At 39.2% G+C, this 20614-nt stretch carries 21 protein-coding genes; 12 read left to right on the top strand and 9 right to left on the bottom strand.

Annotation, left to right across the window (positions count from 1 at the left end):
- The first annotated feature begins 11 nt into the window (after positions 1-11).
- Together aroB and ACXPAV_RS08240 are read left to right on the top strand one after the other, a co-directional pair.
- The gene (gene aroB, locus ACXPAV_RS08245; protein WP_458003218.1) at positions 12-1103 is read left to right on the top strand and encodes a 3-dehydroquinate synthase; all 1092 of its coding nucleotides are present in this window, start codon (positions 12-14) and stop codon (positions 1101-1103) included.
- 3 nt (positions 1104-1106) lie between these two features.
- Positions 1107-2006 carry a Dam family site-specific DNA-(adenine-N6)-methyltransferase gene (locus ACXPAV_RS08240; protein ID WP_458003217.1) on the top strand — a complete coding sequence of 300 codons (900 nt, stop codon included), beginning with the start codon at positions 1107-1109 and terminating at the stop codon, positions 2004-2006.
- On the opposite strand, the gene ACXPAV_RS08235 is transcribed toward ACXPAV_RS08240, so the two are convergent.
- Positions 1966-2307: a DciA family protein gene (locus tag ACXPAV_RS08235; RefSeq protein ID WP_065230604.1), complete on the bottom strand. Its 342-nt coding sequence runs from the start codon at positions 2305-2307 to the stop codon at positions 1966-1968. The genes ACXPAV_RS08240 and ACXPAV_RS08235 overlap by 41 nt on opposite strands.
- Positions 2308-2397: 90 nt before the next feature.
- Here ACXPAV_RS08235 and secM point away from each other — a divergent pair, with 90 nt between their 5' ends.
- From secM to mutT, 3 genes are all read left to right on the top strand, one after another.
- Positions 2398-2730 carry a secA translation cis-regulator SecM gene (secM, locus tag ACXPAV_RS08230; protein WP_458003216.1) on the top strand — a complete coding sequence of 111 codons (333 nt, stop codon included), beginning with the start codon at positions 2398-2400 and terminating at the stop codon, positions 2728-2730.
- A 68-nt stretch (positions 2731-2798) separates the two neighbouring features.
- Positions 2799-5516, top strand: coding sequence for a preprotein translocase subunit SecA (secA, locus tag ACXPAV_RS08225; protein ID WP_458003215.1), 2718 nt, complete (start codon positions 2799-2801; stop codon positions 5514-5516).
- A gap of 56 nt (positions 5517-5572) precedes the next feature.
- Positions 5573-5980 (top strand): 8-oxo-dGTP diphosphatase MutT, encoded by a 408-nt coding sequence (gene mutT, locus ACXPAV_RS08220; RefSeq protein ID WP_039088782.1) that lies wholly within the window; start codon positions 5573-5575, stop codon positions 5978-5980.
- Here the strand turns inward: mutT and holA are convergent.
- From holA to leuS, 3 genes are all read right to left on the bottom strand, one after another.
- Entirely contained in the window at positions 5977-7014 is a 1038-nt protein-coding gene (holA, locus tag ACXPAV_RS08215; RefSeq protein ID WP_367400868.1) for a DNA polymerase III subunit delta, read from the bottom strand. The genes mutT and holA overlap by 4 nt on opposite strands.
- A gap of 11 nt (positions 7015-7025) precedes the next feature.
- On the bottom strand, positions 7026-7517 hold the full coding sequence (locus ACXPAV_RS08210) for an LPS-assembly lipoprotein LptE (protein ID WP_458003214.1): 492 nt from the start codon (positions 7515-7517) through the stop codon (positions 7026-7028).
- A gap of 128 nt (positions 7518-7645) precedes the next feature.
- Positions 7646-10228 (bottom strand): leucine--tRNA ligase, encoded by a 2583-nt coding sequence (gene leuS, locus ACXPAV_RS08205; RefSeq protein WP_458003213.1) that lies wholly within the window; start codon positions 10226-10228, stop codon positions 7646-7648.
- Between the two features lie 217 nt (positions 10229-10445).
- Between leuS and ACXPAV_RS08200 the strand changes: the two genes are divergently transcribed.
- The 4 genes from ACXPAV_RS08200 (at position 10446) to cpdA (ending at position 13145) form a co-directional block, all read left to right on the top strand.
- The gene (locus tag ACXPAV_RS08200) at positions 10446-11102 is read left to right on the top strand and encodes a 4'-phosphopantetheinyl transferase family protein (RefSeq protein WP_458004407.1); all 657 of its coding nucleotides are present in this window, start codon (positions 10446-10448) and stop codon (positions 11100-11102) included.
- On the top strand, positions 11102-11533 hold the full coding sequence (psiE, locus tag ACXPAV_RS08195; protein ID WP_458003212.1) for a phosphate-starvation-inducible protein PsiE: 432 nt from the start codon (positions 11102-11104) through the stop codon (positions 11531-11533). The genes ACXPAV_RS08200 and psiE overlap by 1 nt, the downstream gene beginning before the upstream one ends.
- A 10-nt stretch (positions 11534-11543) precedes the next feature.
- The gene (nudF, locus tag ACXPAV_RS08190; protein WP_458003211.1) at positions 11544-12176 is read left to right on the top strand and encodes an ADP-ribose diphosphatase; all 633 of its coding nucleotides are present in this window, start codon (positions 11544-11546) and stop codon (positions 12174-12176) included.
- A gap of 141 nt (positions 12177-12317) precedes the next feature.
- Entirely contained in the window at positions 12318-13145 is an 828-nt protein-coding gene (gene cpdA, locus ACXPAV_RS08185; RefSeq protein WP_458003210.1) for a 3',5'-cyclic-AMP phosphodiesterase, read from the top strand.
- A gap of 23 nt (positions 13146-13168) precedes the next feature.
- Here cpdA and ACXPAV_RS08180 read toward each other — a convergent pair whose 3' ends face one another.
- From ACXPAV_RS08180 to ACXPAV_RS08170, 3 genes are read right to left on the bottom strand one after another with little or no spacing between them, the layout of a single operon-like run.
- On the bottom strand, positions 13169-13801 hold the full coding sequence (locus tag ACXPAV_RS08180; RefSeq protein ID WP_458003209.1) for a class I SAM-dependent methyltransferase: 633 nt from the start codon (positions 13799-13801) through the stop codon (positions 13169-13171).
- A 5-nt stretch (positions 13802-13806) separates the two neighbouring features.
- Positions 13807-15957 (bottom strand): 3-hydroxyacyl-CoA dehydrogenase NAD-binding domain-containing protein, encoded by a 2151-nt coding sequence (locus tag ACXPAV_RS08175; protein WP_458003208.1) that lies wholly within the window; start codon positions 15955-15957, stop codon positions 13807-13809.
- Positions 15957-17264 carry an acetyl-CoA C-acyltransferase gene (locus tag ACXPAV_RS08170; RefSeq protein WP_458003207.1) on the bottom strand — a complete coding sequence of 436 codons (1308 nt, stop codon included), beginning with the start codon at positions 17262-17264 and terminating at the stop codon, positions 15957-15959. The genes ACXPAV_RS08175 and ACXPAV_RS08170 overlap by 1 nt, the downstream gene beginning before the upstream one ends.
- Positions 17265-17409: 145 nt before the next feature.
- Here ACXPAV_RS08170 and smpB point away from each other — a divergent pair, with 145 nt between their 5' ends.
- Entirely contained in the window at positions 17410-17889 is a 480-nt protein-coding gene (gene smpB / locus ACXPAV_RS08165) for an SsrA-binding protein SmpB (protein ID WP_039093971.1), read from the top strand.
- Positions 17890-17938: 49 nt separating this feature from the next.
- On the opposite strand, the gene trxA is transcribed toward smpB, so the two are convergent.
- Positions 17939-18265 (bottom strand): thioredoxin TrxA, encoded by a 327-nt coding sequence (gene trxA / locus ACXPAV_RS08160; protein ID WP_302508244.1) that lies wholly within the window; start codon positions 18263-18265, stop codon positions 17939-17941.
- Positions 18266-18372: 107 nt separating this feature from the next.
- Complete coding sequence (locus ACXPAV_RS08155; RefSeq protein ID WP_013746258.1) at positions 18373-19359, bottom strand: 2-hydroxyacid dehydrogenase; 987 nt, start codon at positions 19357-19359, stop codon at positions 18373-18375.
- Positions 19360-19577: 218 nt separating this feature from the next.
- Here ACXPAV_RS08155 and aroQ point away from each other — a divergent pair, with 218 nt between their 5' ends.
- Together aroQ and accB are read left to right on the top strand one after the other, a co-directional pair.
- Positions 19578-20030: a type II 3-dehydroquinate dehydratase gene (gene aroQ, locus ACXPAV_RS08150; protein WP_013746257.1), complete on the top strand. Its 453-nt coding sequence runs from the start codon at positions 19578-19580 to the stop codon at positions 20028-20030.
- Positions 20031-20094: 64 nt separating this feature from the next.
- Positions 20095-20562: an acetyl-CoA carboxylase biotin carboxyl carrier protein gene (gene accB, locus ACXPAV_RS08145; RefSeq protein WP_039134069.1), complete on the top strand. Its 468-nt coding sequence runs from the start codon at positions 20095-20097 to the stop codon at positions 20560-20562.
- The last annotated feature ends 52 nt before the right edge of the window (positions 20563-20614 follow it).

The raw sequence follows: 20614 nt of genomic DNA, 5'->3' as shown, positions 1-20614 counted from the left end.
AGGATAGAAAAATGGTCAATGTATATGTAGAACTTAAAGAGCGTCGTTATCCGATTGCGATTGGTAGTGGATTATTATCCGATCCTAGCCATTATTCTCCTTTGAAAGCAGGCGATAAGGTAATGATTGTCAGCAATCCGACAGTCGCAAAATTTTATTTGACTACGGTGAAAAAGGCGTTGCAACAGCTAGGGTGCGTAGTTGATGAAGTGCTATTAAATGATGGTGAGCAGTATAAAACATTGTCATCCTTAAATCAGATTTTCTCGGCTTTGTTGGAAGCAAAACACGGTCGTGATACTACCATATTGGCGCTAGGCGGTGGCGTGATTGGTGATATTGCCGGTTATGCAGCTGCTTCGTATCAACGTGGTGTTCGTTTTATTCAGGTTCCAACCACACTATTGGCGCAGGTGGATTCCTCTGTTGGCGGCAAAACAGCGGTCAATCACGAGCTTGGTAAAAATATGATTGGTGCATTTTATCAACCAAGTAAAGTTATTATTGATACAGATACGTTGAGTACTTTGCCGAGCAGAGAAGTGAGTGCCGGATTGGCAGAAGTGATTAAATATGGTGCGATTCTAGATTATGATTTCTTTGTTTGGTTGGAGCAGCATATTGATGAATTAATTCAGTTGCAGCCGAGTGCTTTGCAGTACTGCATTCAACGTTGCTGTGAGTTAAAAGCGTTAACCGTAGCAAAAGATGAAACTGAGCAAGGTGAAAGAGCGTTGCTTAATTTAGGTCATACTTTTGGTCACGCGATTGAAACCCATCTTGGTTACGGTAAATGGCTTCATGGTGAAGCTGTTGCTGTTGGAATGGTGATGGCGGCGTATCTTTCTCATCATTTGGGCGATATATCCTCTGGAGATATTGCTCGCTTACAACATCTGTTGCAACAGGTTGATTTGCCGGTACACTCTCCGGATAAAATGACGGCAGATGACTATTTGCCGCATATGATGCGCGACAAAAAAGTGTTGGCAGGAAAACTTCGTTTGATTTTATTAAAATCACTGGGAAGTGCTTATGTAACATCGGATGTGGATAAAGCGTTGGTGTTGCAATCAATCCAAGACTGCATTAAACCGCATTAATTTATGCCGTCAAAGATCCTGATGCCAAAATACCGCTCTTTTCTGAAGTGGGCAGGTGGTAAATATCGCGTTATTGATGATATTAAGCGTCTTTATCCGAAAGGAAAGACGCAATTAATAGAACCTTTTGTCGGGGCAGGAACCGTCTTTTTAAATAGTGATTTTGATCATTATTTACTGGCGGATATTAATCCCGATTTGATCAATCTCTTTAATATTGTGAAGGCGGACGTTAATACTTATATCAAAGAGAGTCGTTCGCTTTTTATACATCCCGAAGCAAATACGGCAACACGTTATTATCAGTTAAGAACACTTTTTAATCAAAGTGAAGACCGTTGGTTACGAGCAATAATTTTCCTTTATTTAAATCGTTTTGGTTTTAACGGACTATGTCGTTATAACAGCGAAAATGAGTTCAATGTACCCTTTGGCAGTTACAGCCAGCACTATTTTCCGGAGAAGGAATTGCACTATTTTGCAGAAAAAGCACAGAAAGCAGAGTTTATTTGTGCCTCTTTTCAGCAAACATTTGCTGCAGCAAGTGAAAATAGCGTGATTTATTGTGATCCGCCTTATGCACCGATAAAGCAGGAAAGCAATTTTACCCGTTATGCCGGCAATGATTTCGGTTTAACTCAGCAAAAAGAGTTGGCAGAGTTATCTAAAAAGACTGCTCAGCAGCATAATGCGTTGGTGATGATATCCAATCACGATACCGTTTTTACACGCCGTATTTATCAAGGGGCAAGGTTTAAGCGTGTTAATGTGCAACGTTCGATTAGTCATTCTGTAGAAAAACGAATTAAAGTAAAAGAGTTGATCGCTGTTTTTGAGCAAAAAGCGTTGCAAAAATGGCAAGCTAAACAGCAGATGAGATTGGCATCGTTGGAATTACCTTGAATTCGAGTTGATTGATGGTAGGACAAATAGTGTTGATATTGCGGAGTAATTGAGCCTGTTGAAGTAATAATGCTTGTCGTACACTACCATTGGCAACGTGAAATAAAATTTTTTCTTCATTATATTGAGCAATGCGGATCTGTCCTCGGAATTGAGTTGGAATGCATTGTTCAATATTGCGATAAAATTGTTGACGTTTTTGGTGTTGCTCTAACAGCCCAGAAAGCGAGGAGTGTTGTAAAATTTCATTCACATTCAATGTTTTTTGATTTCTAATCTGTTTCTTATCATTTAATGACATTTCCGTCCCTTCCGTCAGTGAATTTTATGCTATTATAACGCAACTATTTTATAATCTTTTCCATTTTAACCAGTTTTATTAGGTATTGTAGTGAATTATCTTTTTTCATTGAAAATCGGGAAAAAAACAGCCTGGCCTCGCTTGATTCTAAGTTTGCTAACGTTACTGTTTTTGCCGATTCACAGCGAGCAGCCTAATCAGGTTATTCCATTGCAACCGGAAGCGAATCAATCTGTTATTAGCATTGAATCACAGCAGATAAATTTGCAGTTTGTTGCATTAAAAAAACAGTTGCAGCAAATAGAAGTTATCCGGCAAAAAAGCAGAATGCAACCGGTTCAATATTCGGTGGTGCAGAATCGTCCTCAGCATCTTAATCGTTACCAAATTCTTATTCGTGCCGGGCCTAAACCAATAGTTTAGTTTATGATGTAGGTATCGGTGAAAGGTAACCGGTAAGGTATTTATTCTATTTTGAAAAAGAAATTATTATGTTATCAGCTATTGCAAGAAAACTTTTTGGAAGTCGTAATGACCGTATTTTACGTCGCTTAAATAAGCGTGTGAGTTTAATCAATAAATTAGAACCTGAATTTGAAGCTCTTTCCGATGAGCAGCTAAAAGCAAAAACAGCAGAGTTTCGTGATCGTTTGGAAAAAGGTGAAACATTGGAACAATTGCTGCCGGAAGCTTTTGCTACCGTGCGTGAAGCGAGTAAACGTGTTTTGGGGTTACGTCCGTTTGATGTTCAGTTAATCGGCGGAATGGTGTTGAATAATCGTTGTATTGCAGAAATGCGTACAGGTGAAGGTAAAACGTTAACTGCAACATTACCTTGTTATCTTAATGCGTTAACTGGTAAAGGCGTACACGTGGTAACCGTTAATGATTACCTTGCACGACGTGATGCGGAAACTAACCGCCCACTTTTTGAGTTTTTAGGAATGACAGTAGCGGTCAATGTACCAGGTTTATTGCCCGAAGAAAAACGAGCGGCTTATGCGGCGGATATTACTTATGCGACTAATAGTGAATTAGGTTTTGATTATTTAAGAGATAATCTGGCACATACAATGCACGAACGTTTTCAACGTCCACTATATTATGCGTTGGTCGATGAAGTTGACTCAATTTTGATTGATGAAGCACGTACGCCATTAATTATTTCCGGACAGGCAGAAGACAGTTCCGATCTCTATATCGCGATCAATAAATTAATCCCTCAATTAATTAAACAGGATAAAGAGGATAGCGATGAGTACCAAGGCGATGGTGATTTTACCGTTGATTTGAAAAATAAACAGGCCTATTTGACCGAACGAGGTCAAATTAAAATCGAAAAATTACTGGTACAGGCCGGTTTGATGAAAGAGGACGAGTCTCTCTATTCACCTTCAAAAATTACCCTTTTACATCACGTTTATGCTGCGTTGCGTGCTCACGCTTTATTCGAGCGTGATGTGGATTATATTGTGAAAGATGGAGAAGTGATCATTGTTGATGAACACACTGGACGCACAATGGCTGGACGCCGTTGGTCTGATGGTTTGCACCAAGCCATTGAAGCGAAAGAGGGGGTTCAGATTCAAAGTGAAAATCAAACAGTTGCATCCATTACTTACCAAAACTACTTCCGTTTATATGAAAAATTGGCAGGAATGACTGGTACAGCTGACACCGAAGCCTTTGAATTCCAACAAATTTATGGTTTGGAAACCATTGTTATTCCAACAAATAAGCCAATGATTCGTGATGATAGAACAGATTTAATGTTCAAAAATGAAGCGGATAAATTCCAAGCTATTGTGGAAGATATTAAAGATTGTGTTGCTCGCCAGCAGCCAGTTTTGGTTGGGACAGTATCTATCGAAAAATCAGAATTGTTATCTGATATTTTGAAAAAAGAGGGCATTAAACATAATGTGTTGAATGCAAAATTCCACGCCCAAGAAGCGGAAATTGTTGCGGATGCTGGTTATCCGGGAGCGGTGACTATTGCTACCAATATGGCAGGTCGTGGTACTGACATTGTGTTAGGCGGTAACTGGAAAGCAGAAGTGGCAAAATTGGAAAATCCGACTGAAGAACAGATCGAAGCGATTAAAAAAGCGTGGCAGGAACGTCACGATATTGTGATGAAAGCGGGTGGTTTGCATATTATTGGTACGGAACGCCACGAATCTCGTCGAATTGACAACCAGTTGCGCGGTCGTTCCGGACGACAAGGCGATCCGGGTTCTTCTCGTTTCTATCTCTCTTTGGATGATGCATTAATGCGGATTTACTTGAATGAAGGTAAGTTGAACTTAATGCGCAAAGCATTTTCCGAACCGGGTGAGGCGATGGAATCTAAAATGTTGACCAAAGTGATTGCTTCTGCCCAAGCAAAAGTGGAAGCGCATAACTTTGACGGTCGTAAAAATCTGCTTGAGTTTGATGATGTTGCCAACGATCAACGCCACGCCATTTATGCACAGCGTAATGAATTGTTGGAAAATGATGATATTTCCGAAACGATTGATGTGATTCGTGAAGATGTTTTCAATCACGTTATCGATCAATATATTCCACCGCAATCTTTGGAAGAGCTGTGGGATGTAGAAGGGTTGGAAAAACGTTTGAAAGCTGATTTCAATATGGATTTACCAATCTCGAAATGGTTGGATGAAGATCACAATCTGCACGAAGAGACTTTACGTGAACGCATTATTCAAATTGCAGTGGACGAGTATAAAAATAAAGAATCGTTGGTCGGCGCAGAAACGATGCGCAATTTTGAGAAAGGCGTAATGTTACAAACCCTAGATGAACTATGGAAAGAACATCTTGCCGCAATGGACTATTTGCGTAAGAGCATTCATTTACGCGGTTATGCACAAAAAGATCCGAAACAGGAATACAAGAAAGAATCTTTCCAAATGTTTACGGAAATGTTGGAAACATTGAAGTTTAATGTGGTTAGCATTTTGACCAAAGTTCAGGTACGTACTCAAGAGGAAATTGAGGCGGCTGAAAAAGCCAGAATGGATGCTGCGCAGCGTGCTGCCGAACAGGCACATATTCAGTATCACAGTGGCGAGGATGCGGCAGAGAACAGTACAGCCGGAGATGAGGATTTTTCTCATCCAAAACGTAAAATCGGCAGAAATGAACCTTGCCCTTGCGGTTCGGGCAAAAAATATAAACATTGTCACGGACGTATCCAGTAAATAATTGTGAGGCTTCACTTAGCGTGAAGCCTTATTCTTATAAGAGGTAATTGAATGTGAAGAAGCCATTGGTAAAAGTGTCGGCAGGCATTATTCGTAATGAATTCAAACAGATCTATTTAACTCAACGATTAGAGGGAAAGGATTTTGCGCAGTCTTGGGAGTTCCCCGGCGGTAAAGTGGATAAAGGTGAAACACCGGAACAGGCATTAAAACGAGAACTGGAAGAGGAAATCGGTATTTTTGTATTGCACGCAAAATTATACGAGCATTTCGAGTTTGAGTATCCGAGTAAAAGAATTTCGTTCTATTTCTATTTAGTGGATGAATGGGTTGGCGAGCCTTTTGGTCGGGAAGGGCAAGAGGGTTTTTGGTTGGAACAGAAAGAGTTGGATGTCGGGCAATTCCCGCCGGCAAATGTGAAAATTATTCAACGATTGTTGGCTGAAACAGAAGCTGATTAGGCGGCAAGTTTTACGGTAAGTTGTTGTAATGCTTGCCAACTGTTTTCATCACCCTGTTGTTTGATTGCTTTTTCGATGGCAGCTAAATGCTGAATGGCATCGTATAAGCGATGATAATTTAAGCGTTGGATGGCTGCACTATAAAGTGGTCGTCTGTTTTTCCAAATTTTGTATTGATCAAATTTTTGACGTAACAACTGGGAGTTTAACATTTGTTGCGTATTTTTAATTTTTATGTTGTCATCACTGCCAAGCCGTAATAAAAGGAGTAATTCCTTTTGCAAAATACGCAATAACATTACTGGCTGAATATCGCCTTCATTTTGTAGCTGTTCTAAAATGCGGATACAGCGATATTTTTTGCCTTGCAAAATAGCATCAATCCATTGAAACGGCGTAAAAACAGAAGATTGTTCAATACATTGCCCAGCATTTATTAGTGTAATTTTTTGTTGTGGATAAAGTAGTTGCATTAGCTGTAACGTTTGTTTTAATGCTGCTAAATTATTTTCATAATTATAAGCTAAAAGTTCTATTGCCTCATTATCAATGCTTAACTCCATCATCTTGGCACGTTGCTGAATCCATTGCGGTAACTGTTCTAAAGTGGGTGTTTGGCAATTAATCTGCAATGTTTTGATCTGTTCTAATGTTTTGAACCACACTTGCTTTTCAATGGTAGTGGTCAGTTTTGCGATTTGAAAAATAGCGATGATGTCGGAATGCAACAAAGAAACTAGCTGTTGTAATTGCTGTTGTAACTGGGCGTTAATATTATCTGGCAAAGTGAAAAGGAAAATCTGTTGTTGTGAAAATAAACCGAAAGTTTGTAGATCGGTAAAGAGTGTTGCCCAATCAGTATTACTATCGATAACGATTTCCTGTTTTTGTGTTGCGCCTTGCTGTTTGCCGAATTGAAAAAGGTGATATTTGCTTTCTTCAATCAATAGTGGATCTTGCCCAACCAACAAATATGCAGGATAGGTTTTTTGTTGCAATGTGTGGACAAGTTGGTTGGCAAAGATCCGTATTATCATAATTGAGATTAGTATTGTTGTTGGATACTGATCATTTTGATTAAAATTTGTTGTGCCGCCTGCTTGTACATATCATTATGGATTAGTTGCTGTTCCGCATTTTTTGCTAATGCGGCACGAGAGTTGTCAAAAAATGTACGCGAAACTTGCACTTCTATTGGATATTGCTTTTTATCCGGCATTTGCAAAGATGCACTTACGGATAAAGAAAGTAAGGATTCCGCTTCACGGCCTTGTTTAAAGACAGACACCACTTCATCACTGCTGGTAGAACCGTTTAATTTTAATGTCGGAACATTTCCTTCTTCGACCAAAGTAACACCGTGGGTACGCAATTCTTTGCGCATTGCAATGGCAATATCGCTGTATTTGTCGCCACTGCTGAGTTTGACTTCTTTAAAAAGTTTTTGTGAAAGTTGGTCATTAGCAAAGTGGAAACCGCAAGAAGAGAGTAACAATGTCGCAGACAAGGCGAAAATATATTTTAGTTTATGCATCAAAATCTCCTTATTCATTGACATCTTAATAATCGTTGCAAGTGAGGTTAAATAATAACTTCCAACTAAAGTATTAAGATTACTGTAATGTGCCACCGCCGTTTAATGCGGTGGCACGTTGATGATTGCTTTTATTTAGCAACGAAACTGAGCAATTTGCCAGGCACATAAATCACTTTAACGATATTTAAACCGTCTAAGTGTTTTTGTACATTTTCATCCGCCATTGCTGTAGTTTTGATCTCTTCTTCGGAAGCACTTGCCGCAACAGTGATTTTTCCGCGAACTTTACCATTAACCTGAACTACAACCAATTTTTCTTCATCGACCATCGCCTGCTGATCGGCAACAACCCACGGCGCAAAATCAATATCATCTTGATTGCCGAGATCTTGCCATAATTGGAAGCAGATATGCGGCGTGATTGGATAAAGCATCTTAATCACCGCATTTAACGCCTCTTTCATTACCGCACGATCTTGCTCTTGCACCAATGGTGCTTTAGTGAGTTTATTCATTAACTCCATAATGGCAGCAATGGCGGTGTTGAAAGTTTGACGACGACCAATATCATCGCTCACTTTAGCAATGGTTTTATGTAGATCACGACGTAATGCTTTTTGATCAGCGCTTAACGCTTTCGGATCAAGTTCAACAGTGGCCGGCTGTTGTAAATAATCATAAGTTAATTTCCACAAACGGCGTAAGAAGCGGTTAGCGCCTTCGACTCCGGATTCTTGCCATTCCAAAGTCATTTCTGCCGGAGAGGCGAACATCATAAATAGACGAACCGTATCCGCACCATATTTTTCGACCATTTCTTGCGGATCGATACCGTTATTTTTCGATTTCGACATTTTGGTCATACCGGCGTGAACCAATTCGTGACCTTCAGGATCAACCGCTTTGATAATACGACCTTTTTCATCGCGAGTAATAGTCACTTTGGTTGGTGATACCCAAATACGTTCGTTTGTTTCTGAAGTGTAATAGAAGGCATCCGCCAACACCATTCCTTGACATAAAAGTTTAGTTGCAGGTTCATCACAAGCAAGTAAACCGGCATCACGCAATAATTCATGATAGAAGCGGAAATAAAGCAGGTGCATTGTGGCGTGTTCAATACCTCCGATATACTGATCCACCGGCAACCAATAATTCGCTTCTTCGCTGTTTAACATACCTTGTTGATATTGCGGACAAGTATAACGTGCATAATACCAAGATGACTCCATAAAGGTATCGAAAGTATCGGTTTCACGTAATGCAGGTTGTCCTTTGTAAGTGGTTTTTGCCCAGTTCGGATCGGCTTTAATCGGACTTTGAACGCCATCCATTACCACATCTTCTGGCAATTCAACCGGCAAATCTTCTAATGGCACAGGCACAACATCACCATTTTCTAAGGTAAGCATTGGAATTGGTGTTCCCCAATAGCGTTGGCGAGATACCCCCCAATCGCGTAAACGATAGTTCACTTGACGTTTACCCACGCCCATCGCTTCTAATTTATCGGCAATGCCATTGAAAGCGTCTTCAAAATCTAAGCCATTAAATTCAGCGGAATTAATCGCAATACCGTGTTCGGTGTAAGCGGCTTTGGATAAATCCAATTGTGAGCCGTCAAGTGGGGCAATAACTGGCTTTAATGGCAAGTTATATTTTTTGGCAAATTCATAGTCACGTTGATCGTGTGCCGGCACTGCCATTACCGCACCGGTTCCGTAATGCATTAAGACGAAATTAGCAATCCATACTGGTACAGCTTCACCGGTAATCGGGTGCAGAGCATAAAAGCCGGTAAACATCCCTTTTTTCTCCATTGTTGCCAATTCAGCTTCTGCCACTTTAGTATTGCGACATTCTTGAATAAATTGTGCTAATTCAGGGTTGTTTTTGGCTGCTTGTTCTGCGAGTGGATGCCCTGCGGCAATTGCAAGGTAAGATACGCCGTAGAAGGTGTCTGGACGAGTGGTATAAACGGTTACTGTTTCGTCGCTATCTTGAATTTTGAAAGTAATTTCAACTCCTTCGGAGCGACCAATCCAGTTGCGTTGCATCGCTTTTACTTGATCCGGCCATTCAGGCAATTGATCCAATCCTTGCAACAGTTGTTCAGCATAATCGGTAATTTTTACGAACCATTGTGGGATCTCTTTTTGTTCCACTGGCGTATCACAACGCCAGCAGCAACCGTCGTTTACCTGCTCATTTGCCAACACGGTTTGATCATTCGGACACCAGTTAACGGTAGAGGTTTTCTTATAAATTAATCCTTTTTTATATAATTCGGTGAAAAACCATTGTTCCCATTTGTAATATTGTGGTTTGCAGGTGGCGATCTCGCGATCCCAATCATAACTGAATCCCAACATTTTAAGTTGGTTTTTCATATATTCGATATTATCGTAAGTCCAAGCTGCCGGCGCAGCTTTATTCTTAATTGCTGCATTTTCCGCAGGTAACCCGAAAGCATCCCAACCGATAGGCTGTAATACATTTTTGCCATTCATTCGTTGATAACGGGAGATAACATCGCCGATAGTATAATTACGAACGTGTCCCATATGTAAGCGACCAGACGGATAGGGAAACATTGATAAGCAGTAATATTTTTCTTTGCTTGGATCCTGTTGAACTTTAAAGGTTTTATTATCTTGCCAGTATTTCTGAATACGACTCTCGACTAGGTCGGGACGATATTGTTCTTGCATAATAAGATTGTCCTATTAGTACTGAAATTTGAAATGAAAGATGATATTAAAAATGTGGTATAGGATAGCTTAAAATCTAGGTAATTAATAGAAATATTATTGGTATTGGCGTTGAATTTGAGTACACTTGCATTTATGTTTTTCGCATATTTTTTTCATTATGTCGCAGGTTTTCGTTGTTTGGGGAAATATTAATCAATCTTATCCTTTTCATCTTTTGCCATCAATATCATATGTAAACACGATTTTTCAGCGTACCACATTATTAGTTGATAAAAAGAAACAGCGCAAAGTAGGCTATTTTTTATTATGGAAATTATTGCAACAGCTTGGACAAGAGTCGATTTTTTTTCAGGGAATTGAAAAGGATCAACAAGGAAGACCATATTTAAAGGCGCAACAATTTGATTTCAATATAAGCCACTCCGGTGATTGGGTGGCAATGATATTAAGGAAAAGAGAAAAACAAGAGGTTGTTGCTATTGATATTGAGCATCCTAGATCAAGAAATTTTGCCCGTTTATTGAGTTATTATGCAACAGAAACAGAGATAAACTGGTGGAAATCGCAACAAAAACAAGATGAAGCTTTTTATTTGACTTGGTGTGCGCGTGAAGCGATTTTAAAAGCGAAAGGTAGAGGAATCGGTGCAATTTCCAAAGTGCGATTTGACACTGTAAATGGTTGTTTTTTTTCACAAGATGCGCCCAATGGGCAGCTTTTTTTTACAAATGATCTTCCTTTTTATTTAGCTTGTTTTGTGGAGGGAAATGAAAAAGTAGCGCAGTGTTTTTATTGGCAAGAAAAAACAGCATCATTAGTTAAACAAACAGTTCAGTTTAATATTTATCAAGTAATTAATAGGGAGTCATAGTGACGGAAGAACAAGTAGATAAATTAGACCCGCACTCTTTCGGGCGAAAATTTGCCGGCGTATTGCAGTGGATTTTAAATATTGCTTTGGTGGTATTGTCGGTAATTTTGGTGATTTTACTGGGCAAACAGACATTTGAATTGGGGCAGATTATTGTGTTGAAGGCAAGTGACACCACGATTGCCTATGTGTTGGCGGAACGAATCGTGGTCTATTTTCTCTATTTTGAGTTTTTAGCATTAATCGTGAAATATTTTACCGCAGGATTTCATTTTCCATTGCGTTATTTTTTATATATTGGCATTACTGCAATGATCAGATTGATTATTGTCGATCATTCAAGTTCACTAGGCACATTATCGGTGGCTGCGGCAATTTTATTAATGGTGATTGCATTATTTTTAGCCAATGTTGCCGAAAAGAAAAATTAGGAGATCTATAATGTCAGACGATAAATTTATTCAACAATATGGGCAAAAAGATATTGAAATTGTCAGTGATGAGGTCGTATTTAAAGGCTTTTATACGATGAAACGGGTTAAATTTCGCCACAAACTTTTTTCCGGAGAAATGAGCGGCATTGTAACGCGAGAGTTACTTGCTAAAAATGAAGCAACAGCAGTTGTACTTTATGATCCACAACTGGATAATGTTGTTTTAGTCGAGCAAGTTCGGATTGGTGCGATTGATCCGAAATCGCCTTCATCACCTTGGCTGTTGGAATTAGTTGCGGGAATGATCGAAACAGGGGAACAGCCGGCAGGCGTTGCCGTTCGTGAAAGTGAAGAAGAAGCAGGTGTACATTTAACCGAAGTAATGCCGATTATGCAATTTTGGGATAGTCCGGGTGGAATGGCGGAGCGCATTCATCTTTTTGTCGGCAAAGTAGATTCAACCAAAGTGGGCGGTATTCACGGTTTAGCGGAAGAGAATGAGGATATTCGCGTACACGTTGTCAGCCGAGCCACTGCTTACCAATGGTTGGAGCAAGGCAGAATTGATAACGGTGTTGCTGTGATTGGAATACAGTGGTTGCAGTTGAACTATAAAAAATTACAACAGAAATGGTGTTAAATTTGTGAGCAAGTGAGCATTTTCTGAATAAAAAACAATAAAAAATGTGCGTAAACTAACACTTTTGTAATTTGGTTACTGACTTTTTTATGGAATTGTCTAAAGTAGAGATAGTAATTTGAATTAATAAAAGGAGACATTATGTCAGATCTATTTCGTGATGAATCGACTGGTGTCATAAAATTGCTCCAGATAACGGATCCTCACCTGTTTGCAGATGAAAATGGTGAATTATTAGGTATTAATACATTCGATAGTTTTCGTCAGGTTTTGAGAGAAATAAAGACATCCGAATTTGAGAGTAATTATATTCTTGCAACAGGAGATTTTGTTCAGGATAACAGTGAGGCAGGTTATCATCGCTTTGTAAAAGAAATTGTACAGTTGGGCAAAAAGGTTTTTTGGATTCCCGGTAATCACGATTTCCAACCAAAAATGGAAGCGGTGTTTGAGCTTTATAAAGCTGTTATACAGTCGGAAAAACATTTATTGTTGGGAGAACATTGGCAAGTCATTCTGTTGGATAGCCAATTATATGGTGTGCCGCACGGAATGTTGAGCGAAGAAGAGTTAAAATGGTTGGAACAAAGATTATCTCTTTATCCAGATCGGAATACACTTATTGTATTGCATCACCATCTTTTGCCGACAAATTCTGCTTGGTTAGATCAGCATAATTTACGTAATCCATATGATTTTTCTGAAGTGTTGGCAAAACATCAGAAAATTAAAGCGATTGTTTATGGGCATATTCATCAAGAAGTAAATGCGGTTTGGCAAGGAATTCCTGTGTTTGCAACGCCGTCCACCTGTATCCAGTTTAAACCGGATTGTGCTTATTTTACGTTGGATAATTTACAACCGGGCTGGCGTGAAATCAGTTTATATCCTGATGGACGTTTGGAAACACAAGTTCATCGGATAAAAGATAAAGTCTTTTTGCCGAAAGATAATATGAATGGCTATTAACATTGATGGGCGATCAGGTGGTATTACTCTGTTTTTCGTAATACCACTTGTTGCATTAATCCCCAATGACAAAAATTACGCTGTTCGATTTCAAGCGGTAAAGTAGCAATTAGATCATTCAGGCGTAAATTAATGGTAGTCCCTAACGCAGTTGTAATCCGATCAAAGCCGTTACGAACACAGGACGGTTGTTGATTATCGGCTAGAAACTTATCCCAAAGTGAGATCACTCCATTCGGTTTTAATACTCGAACTGCTTCTGCTAGCAATTGTTCTGGCGTTGAAGTTACCGCTAAAATCAGGTGCATTATCACTAAATCGCAACTTTGATCCGGCAATCCACTTTGTTCCGCACGACCAACTTTGGTTTCAATCTGCCAAGGGTAATTTTGCTTTTGGATTAATATTTCCGCTTTTTGCAGCATTGATGGCGAGAAATCCACCAAGGTTAAGCAACTTTTTTCAGATAATCTTGTGGCTAAATACGGTAAATCTAATCCAGTTCCAGCACCGGCAATATAAATGGATTGTGGTGTAGGAGACCAAACTTTGTGTTGATCCAAAAGGGAAAACTGGCTTCTACGCATTCGATTAGCAGCCTGTAAAAAGAAATTATAAATCTTGCTGTAAATATCCCAACGTTGCGCAGAAGCCATCAGTGTTACCTCCGCACAAATTGTTGCTGTTCCTGTTCGGCTTTATTAATTAGCCAATCACAAGGAAGGAATCGTTCACCGTAAAGTTTTACGTGATCATTCAATGCTTTAACAATTGAAATAGCACCGATATGTTCAATATAGGCATAAATGCCTCCACGAAACTCAGGGAAAAATACGCCTAGCACTGAAGCCATATTGCCTTCATTTGGATCGTTAATGACCCCTTCTTCCAAACAGCGTGCTGCCTCATTGATCATCATCAGAATACAACGGCGAACTACTTGTTCCGATTCCAAATTATTTTCGGAAATAGTTTCCATCACATAATAGATACTTTTATCGACCATAGAGCGCTGACCATTCTGTGAGTGATAAAGATAAAAACCACGACGATTTTTACTACCTTTACGTTGATCACGAATTAAATTGCCTAATTTTGCAGGCACAGCAAAGCGCATTCCGTGGTGTCTTTCCAAACTTGGCAACATTTTAGCAAAAAGATCCAGACCAAAATCATCCAACATAGCCAATGGGCCAATTTCAAAACCGAATTCCTGCAAAGCACGATCGATGAAATCAACCGCTTCACCGTCGCACAAGCAGTAAAAGGCTTCTAACAGGTAAGGAATAAGAATACGATTTACAAAAAATCCTGGTTTATCGGAAACCAAAAGCGGAATTTTACCTTGCTGAATAGCAAAGTGGATAGCTGTCGCAATTGTTTTTTCTGATGTTTTAGGGTGAGGAATAATTTCCAACATTTTGCGATTGGAAATCGGGGAAAAATAGTGGAAGCCAATAACGTTTTCTGGACGATTGGCAACACTGGCAATGTCTGCAATCGATAAGGTTGAGGTGTTAGTGGCGAAAATAGTATGTTCACTATAGAATACTTCACTTTCTTCTAAAACTTGTTGTTTAGTGGTTAGATCCTCATAAACTGCTTCAATCACAAAATCAGCATCAGGTGCAGCTAAAAAGCGTTCACCACCGGAAATCAGATACATTAATTGCTGCATTTCACCAGAAGATAACAGTTTTTTCCCGACTTCTTGTTGCAATAATGAATGTGTTAAATGCAATGCTTTAGCAATGCCAGATGGGTGTATATCTTTGATTCTTAATGGAATTTTAGCATTTCTTACTGTGATGTAAGCAATTCCAGCCCCCATAAAACCACCACCAATAATAGCGAGTTTATTTACATCGCGTACATTATTTCCTCTAGCTTCATATTGCAAACGCATTGCTCGTTTAGTCTGTTCAAGGTTGCGCAACACTTTGGAGTTATCGCTGTTGAACAAACTGATAAAAGCTTGGCGTTCAACTTCTAAACGCAATGGATGGGTTGGCTGTTTTAAAATTTCGATAATTTTTGCCATTGCAGGATAGTTATCAATCGGCCCCAACCATTCTTTATTTTCTGCTGCATCAAACAAAATATGGCGGAATATTGGATTGTTATGCCAATATCCTTGAATTTTTTGCCAAAATTTTGCGGTTTTTGAAAGCGTTTTTGCAACTAATGTTTTTTTGCTGAAAAATTCAAAGGCGGTAGGTAACAATAAGCTTTGTGGCACAACGTCATCGATACAATTTAATGATTGCATTGTATGCACATCAAATTTGTCACCGGAAAGCAAAATAGAGAGGGCTTTCTTTAAACCAACGTGAGCAACTAACGCAGAAATTGCATCGGCGAAAGGCACAATACCGGAACGAACCTGCGGCATTGCAAATTGTGTATTAATATCATCAGAAGCAATGCGATATTGAAATGCTAGAGCTAATTCTAAGCCAAGACCGAAACAGGAGCCGTGAATTGCTGCTACTGTTGGAAATGGTAATTGACGAATGGTTTCCATTAATCGATGAATTTTATCCAAAAAGGCTTCCAATTCATTATCAGATTTTCCCATTAAACTATTGAGATCAAAGCCCTGAATAAAATTATTTTTCTTGCTGGAATAAAAAATTAAACCTTTTGTTTGTTTAGGCAGATTGTTTAACAGTTGCAACATCTGATCGACAAATTCTGCTGACAAGATGTTACGTTTTTTATCAGTTACATTCACGATCAATGATGCAATCTGTTGATCATCAATTGATAGTGTAAATGGAGAATGTTGAGTATTTTGCTGCAAATTGTTCATTATTCGCTCTCCAAAATCATAGCCCCACCGATGCCTCCTAAACCGCTTGACGCAATAAGAGAACGCCCACCGCCACGTTGTTTCAAAGCATATAATGATTGGATAATCAAACGTAAACTGCTGACTGCACGTGGATTACCATAAGCAAGAGAACCTCCTAAAATATTTAATTTACTCATATCAATATTGCCAATTGCAGTTGAACGATTAAGATGCTGCCGAGCGAAGGTCTCCGATTCAATCAGTTTTAAATTGGATAAAATTTGAGCTGAAGAGGTTTCGTGAATATCAATTAAATCTAGATCGGAAAGGCGCATATTAGCGTTTTGCAACACTTTTGCAATAGAATAGGTTACGCCAACAAACATATTTTTCCAAACATCATTTGCTGTCATTGTATAGTGGCGGATATAACCAAGAATATTCAATCCTTCAGCCTTTGCAGTGTGTTCATTCATCAGCAATACAGCCGCTGCGCCATCGCACGAATGAGAAGTGTTCCAATCAGTTGCCGTACCGTAATTTTTTCCATTAAAAGGTTTAAATTTTTGGTAAAACTCCGGTTTAACGTGTTTCTCAATTTGGTTATCGGAAACCACGAACTCTTTATAAGGAGGTGGAAAAGAAACCATTACCTGTTGGCGTAATTCACCACTTTGCCAAGCTTGATAAGCTAAACGATGGGAGCGTGCCGCATACTCGTCTAATTCTTGACGACTGAGATGAAAATCTTGAGCCATCTGTTCAGATACAGCGGAAAGAGAAAGCTGTGTTAATGGATCTTTTAAATTCAATGCCTGCAATTTGAAATCTTGCCAAGTGATTTGACGTAACAGACGATATTTTTCTTCATAGCTTTTTGCTGCCATCACATCTCTAAACAATTGAATTAAATGAGAGTTAAGGCGAATTGGTGCATTGGATAAAGAGTCAGCGCCACCTGCTAATGCATAATTAACATTTCCCATCAAAATACTGTTACTTAAATTGATTAGCACCTGTAATCCGGTTGGACAAGAGCTGCTAACAGTGTAAGATTGCGCTTTTGGCATATTTAACAAGAGCGATATTTCTCGAGATAGATTAGGAATATCAGGATCTTGGATTACTTGTCCAAATACGACTTGCTCAATTTTATCTTTTGGAACGGCTAAACGACTTAATAATTCATTAGCGACCATTGCTCCGAGATCTTTTGCTCTTGCCTCTTTGAAAAGTGTATTTTTCTTAATAAAGGGAGTACGAATACCATCAACAACGGCGACTCTAGCACCTTTGGATGTGGTTAAAACAGGTTGTTCAGACATAGGAATACCAGCTGATGAATAAAAATAACGTAGAATTGTAACGCATTCTATACCAGAGCGCGATAACTGGGAATAGGGACACTTTGTCTTTGTTTTTCAAATAGTGATTAGGTAGAATAATTGCAAATTTTGAAGGATTTTAATGATGACAAAAAAGAAATTAACTAAAAAAGACAATACGATTGCCTTAAATAAAAGAGCAAGACACGATTATTTTATTGAAGATGAAATAGAAGCAGGTTTGGCATTGCAAGGCTGGGAAGTTAAATCACTACGAGCAGGCAAAGCCAATATTGGTGATAGTTATGTTATTTTCCAGAACGGAGAAGCCTTTTTATTCGGGGCAAATATTACGCCGTTAAATGTAGCCTCTTCCCATATAGTTTGCGATCCGACTCGCACACGTAAATTACTTTTAAGCAAGCGAGAAATTGACTCCTTATTTGGTAAATCAAATCGTGATGGATATACGATTGTAGCGTTGTCACTTTATTGGAAAAGTGCGTGGGCAAAAGTCAAAATTGGTATTGCAAAAGGTAAAAAACAACACGATAAACGCCAAGACATCAAAGAGAGAGAATGGAAGCTCACTAAAGATCGTATTATGAAAAATGCGGGAAGGTAGAGAATAAAAAATCCCTAATCAATTAATTAGGGATTTTGGAGTTTAGAGTTTAGATTGAGTTGTTAATAAACGCAGCCAATTGTGCTTTTGGAATCGCACCAACTTGGGTGGCAACAGGTTGACCGTTTTTAAAGATAATCAATGTTGGGATGCTGCGCACACCTAATTGTGCAGGGGTTTGTTGATTTTCATCAATGTTAATTTTGACGATTTTTACTTTGCCGTCAAATTCTTCTGCAAGATCATCCAAAACCGGTGCAATCATTTTGCAAGGTCCGCACCAAGGTGCCCAAAGGTCAAGTAAAACAGGGACATCCGATTTTAAAACGTCCGCTTCGAAAGATGCATCGCTTGAATAAACAATTTTATCGCTCATAAAGTTTAATCCTTAATTGAAGTTTATTTTTTCATCAATGTTAAAAATGTTACGGTAGTATAACACTAATTTGTTGCACAAAATACAATTCCAGCAATAGCCAAAACTTAAAGTAGATTTGCGCAAGGTTGATTTGTAACCAGTGCGTGGATATTGCTAAGTGTCACATCCGAGATACTGGTTAATGCCTCTTCTGTTAAAAATGCCTGATGCCCTGTCAGTAACACGTTATGGCAAGAAGATAAACGACGGAATACGTCATCTAAAATTACTTCATTCGATTTATCTTCGAAGAAGAGATCTCGTTCATTTTCATAAACATCCATACCTAATGCGCCAATTTTACGGGATTTTAAAGCTTCAATCGCCGCTTGGGTATCAATCAATGTGCCACGACTGGTGTTAATGATCATTACACCATCTTTCATTTTTTTGAATGCTTCGGCATTTAACAGATGATAGTTTTCCGGGGTTGCCGGACAATGAAGCGTAATGACGTGCGAATGGGCATAGAGTTCATCTAAAGAAACATAAGTGGCGCCAAGTTCTTCTGCTGCCGGATTTTTAAATGGATCATAACAGAGAATATGCATACCAAAGCCTTTTAGAATTCGCATTACGGCTAAACCGATTTTCCCGGTTCCGATAACGCCAACAGTGCGTCCGTGCATATTGAAACCGATTAAGCCTTCAAGCGAAAAATTGGCTTCACGGGTGCGTTGATAAGCGCGGTGAATGCGACGATTTAATGTCAACATTAAGCCGACCGTATGTTCGGCGACCGCTTCCGGAGAATATGCCGGCACTCTAACCACACTTAATCCCAATTCTTTTGCCGCTTCTAAATCGACATTGTTGAAACCGGCACAACGTAAAGCAATAATTTTGACACCGATTTGCGCAAGTTCGGTGAGCACTTCCCGATCGGCATTATCGTTTACAAAAATACAGACCGCTTGGCAACCTTCCGCCATTTTTGCAGTACGCTTACTGAGCATAAAGTCAAAAAATTCGAGATCAAAATTGTATTTGACATTGACCAGTTCCAAATATTTTCGGTCATAACTTTTTGTACTATAAACAGCGATTTTCATCGTAATACTCCTATTAAATTTAAATTTTGCTTTCCTGTTGATAGTGTAACATATCAAGACCAAGTTAGGCGCTTTTGGTTGTGCCGAAGTCAGCAGTTCTGAAAGGGTAATTTAGGTTAATTTTAAAGAAAATGAGTGGTAAGAGCAGATAAATGCTGTGATTTTCGATAAAATCGTTATAATGTTGAATTTTTATAGACGAGAAGTGAGAGGAAACTATGTCATTTCATATTTTGTTATTAAATGGCCCTAATTTGAATATGTTGGGGAAACGGGAGCCGAAGCATTACGGTAGACAGACCTTACAAGATATTGAAACGGCGTTGCAAGAAAGTGCCGGAAAGTATGGCATTGAATTGAGTTGTTTCCAATCCAATAGCGAAGAAAAACTGATTAATAAAATTCACGAAAGTTTGGGAAAAGTGGATTTTATTTTGATTAATCCGGCGGCGTTTACTCACACCAGTGTGGCCTTGCGGGATGCGTTATTATCAGTAGAAATTCCTTTCGTTGAAATTCATCTTTCAAATATTCATCGTCGTGAACCTTTTCGCCATCATTCCTATCTAAGCGATATTGCTGTGGGCGTAATTTGCGGATTAGGCGCGGCTGGGTATCAATATGCGTTACAGTTTGCCGTTGCCCATTTGCAACAGCAACAAGCAAATTAATCATCGCTACCGGTTTTTTGTAGCGATTTGTCGATTAAACATTAACTAAATAGCGGATCAAACTATGGATATTCGTAAAATTAAAAAACTCATCGAATTAGTTGAAGAATCAGGTATTATGGAAATTGAGATTTCCGAAGGTGAAGAATCTGTGCGTATTAGTCGTGGTAGTGCAGTAGTGGCGTCGGCACCGGTTGCGCCACAACCGATCATCGTACCACCAGCTGCTCCGGCAGCGGTTGCAGCACCCACAGCAGCACCGGTGGCAGCTCCGGCAGCAGAAGCGGATGCAATTTCCGGTCATACCGTTCGCTCACCGATGGTGGGGACATTCTATCGTAGTCCAAGTCCCGAAGCTGCACCATTTGTTGAAGTTGGTAAGAGCGTGAAAGTCGGTGATACGCTTTGTATTGTCGAAGCAATGAAAATGATGAATCGTATTGAATCTGATAAAGCTGGTGTAGTAAAAGCTATTCTAGTTAATGACGGTGATGCGGTTGAATTTGATGAACCATTAATCGTAATTGAATAAATTTACTATGACATAATTTGATAACCATCATATCAAATTGTGTCGATTTTTA

The organism is Gallibacterium sp. ZY190522 (assembly GCF_054166015.1).
Note: the sequence above shows the minus strand (reverse complement) of the source record. Positions and strands in the feature narration are given on the sequence as shown.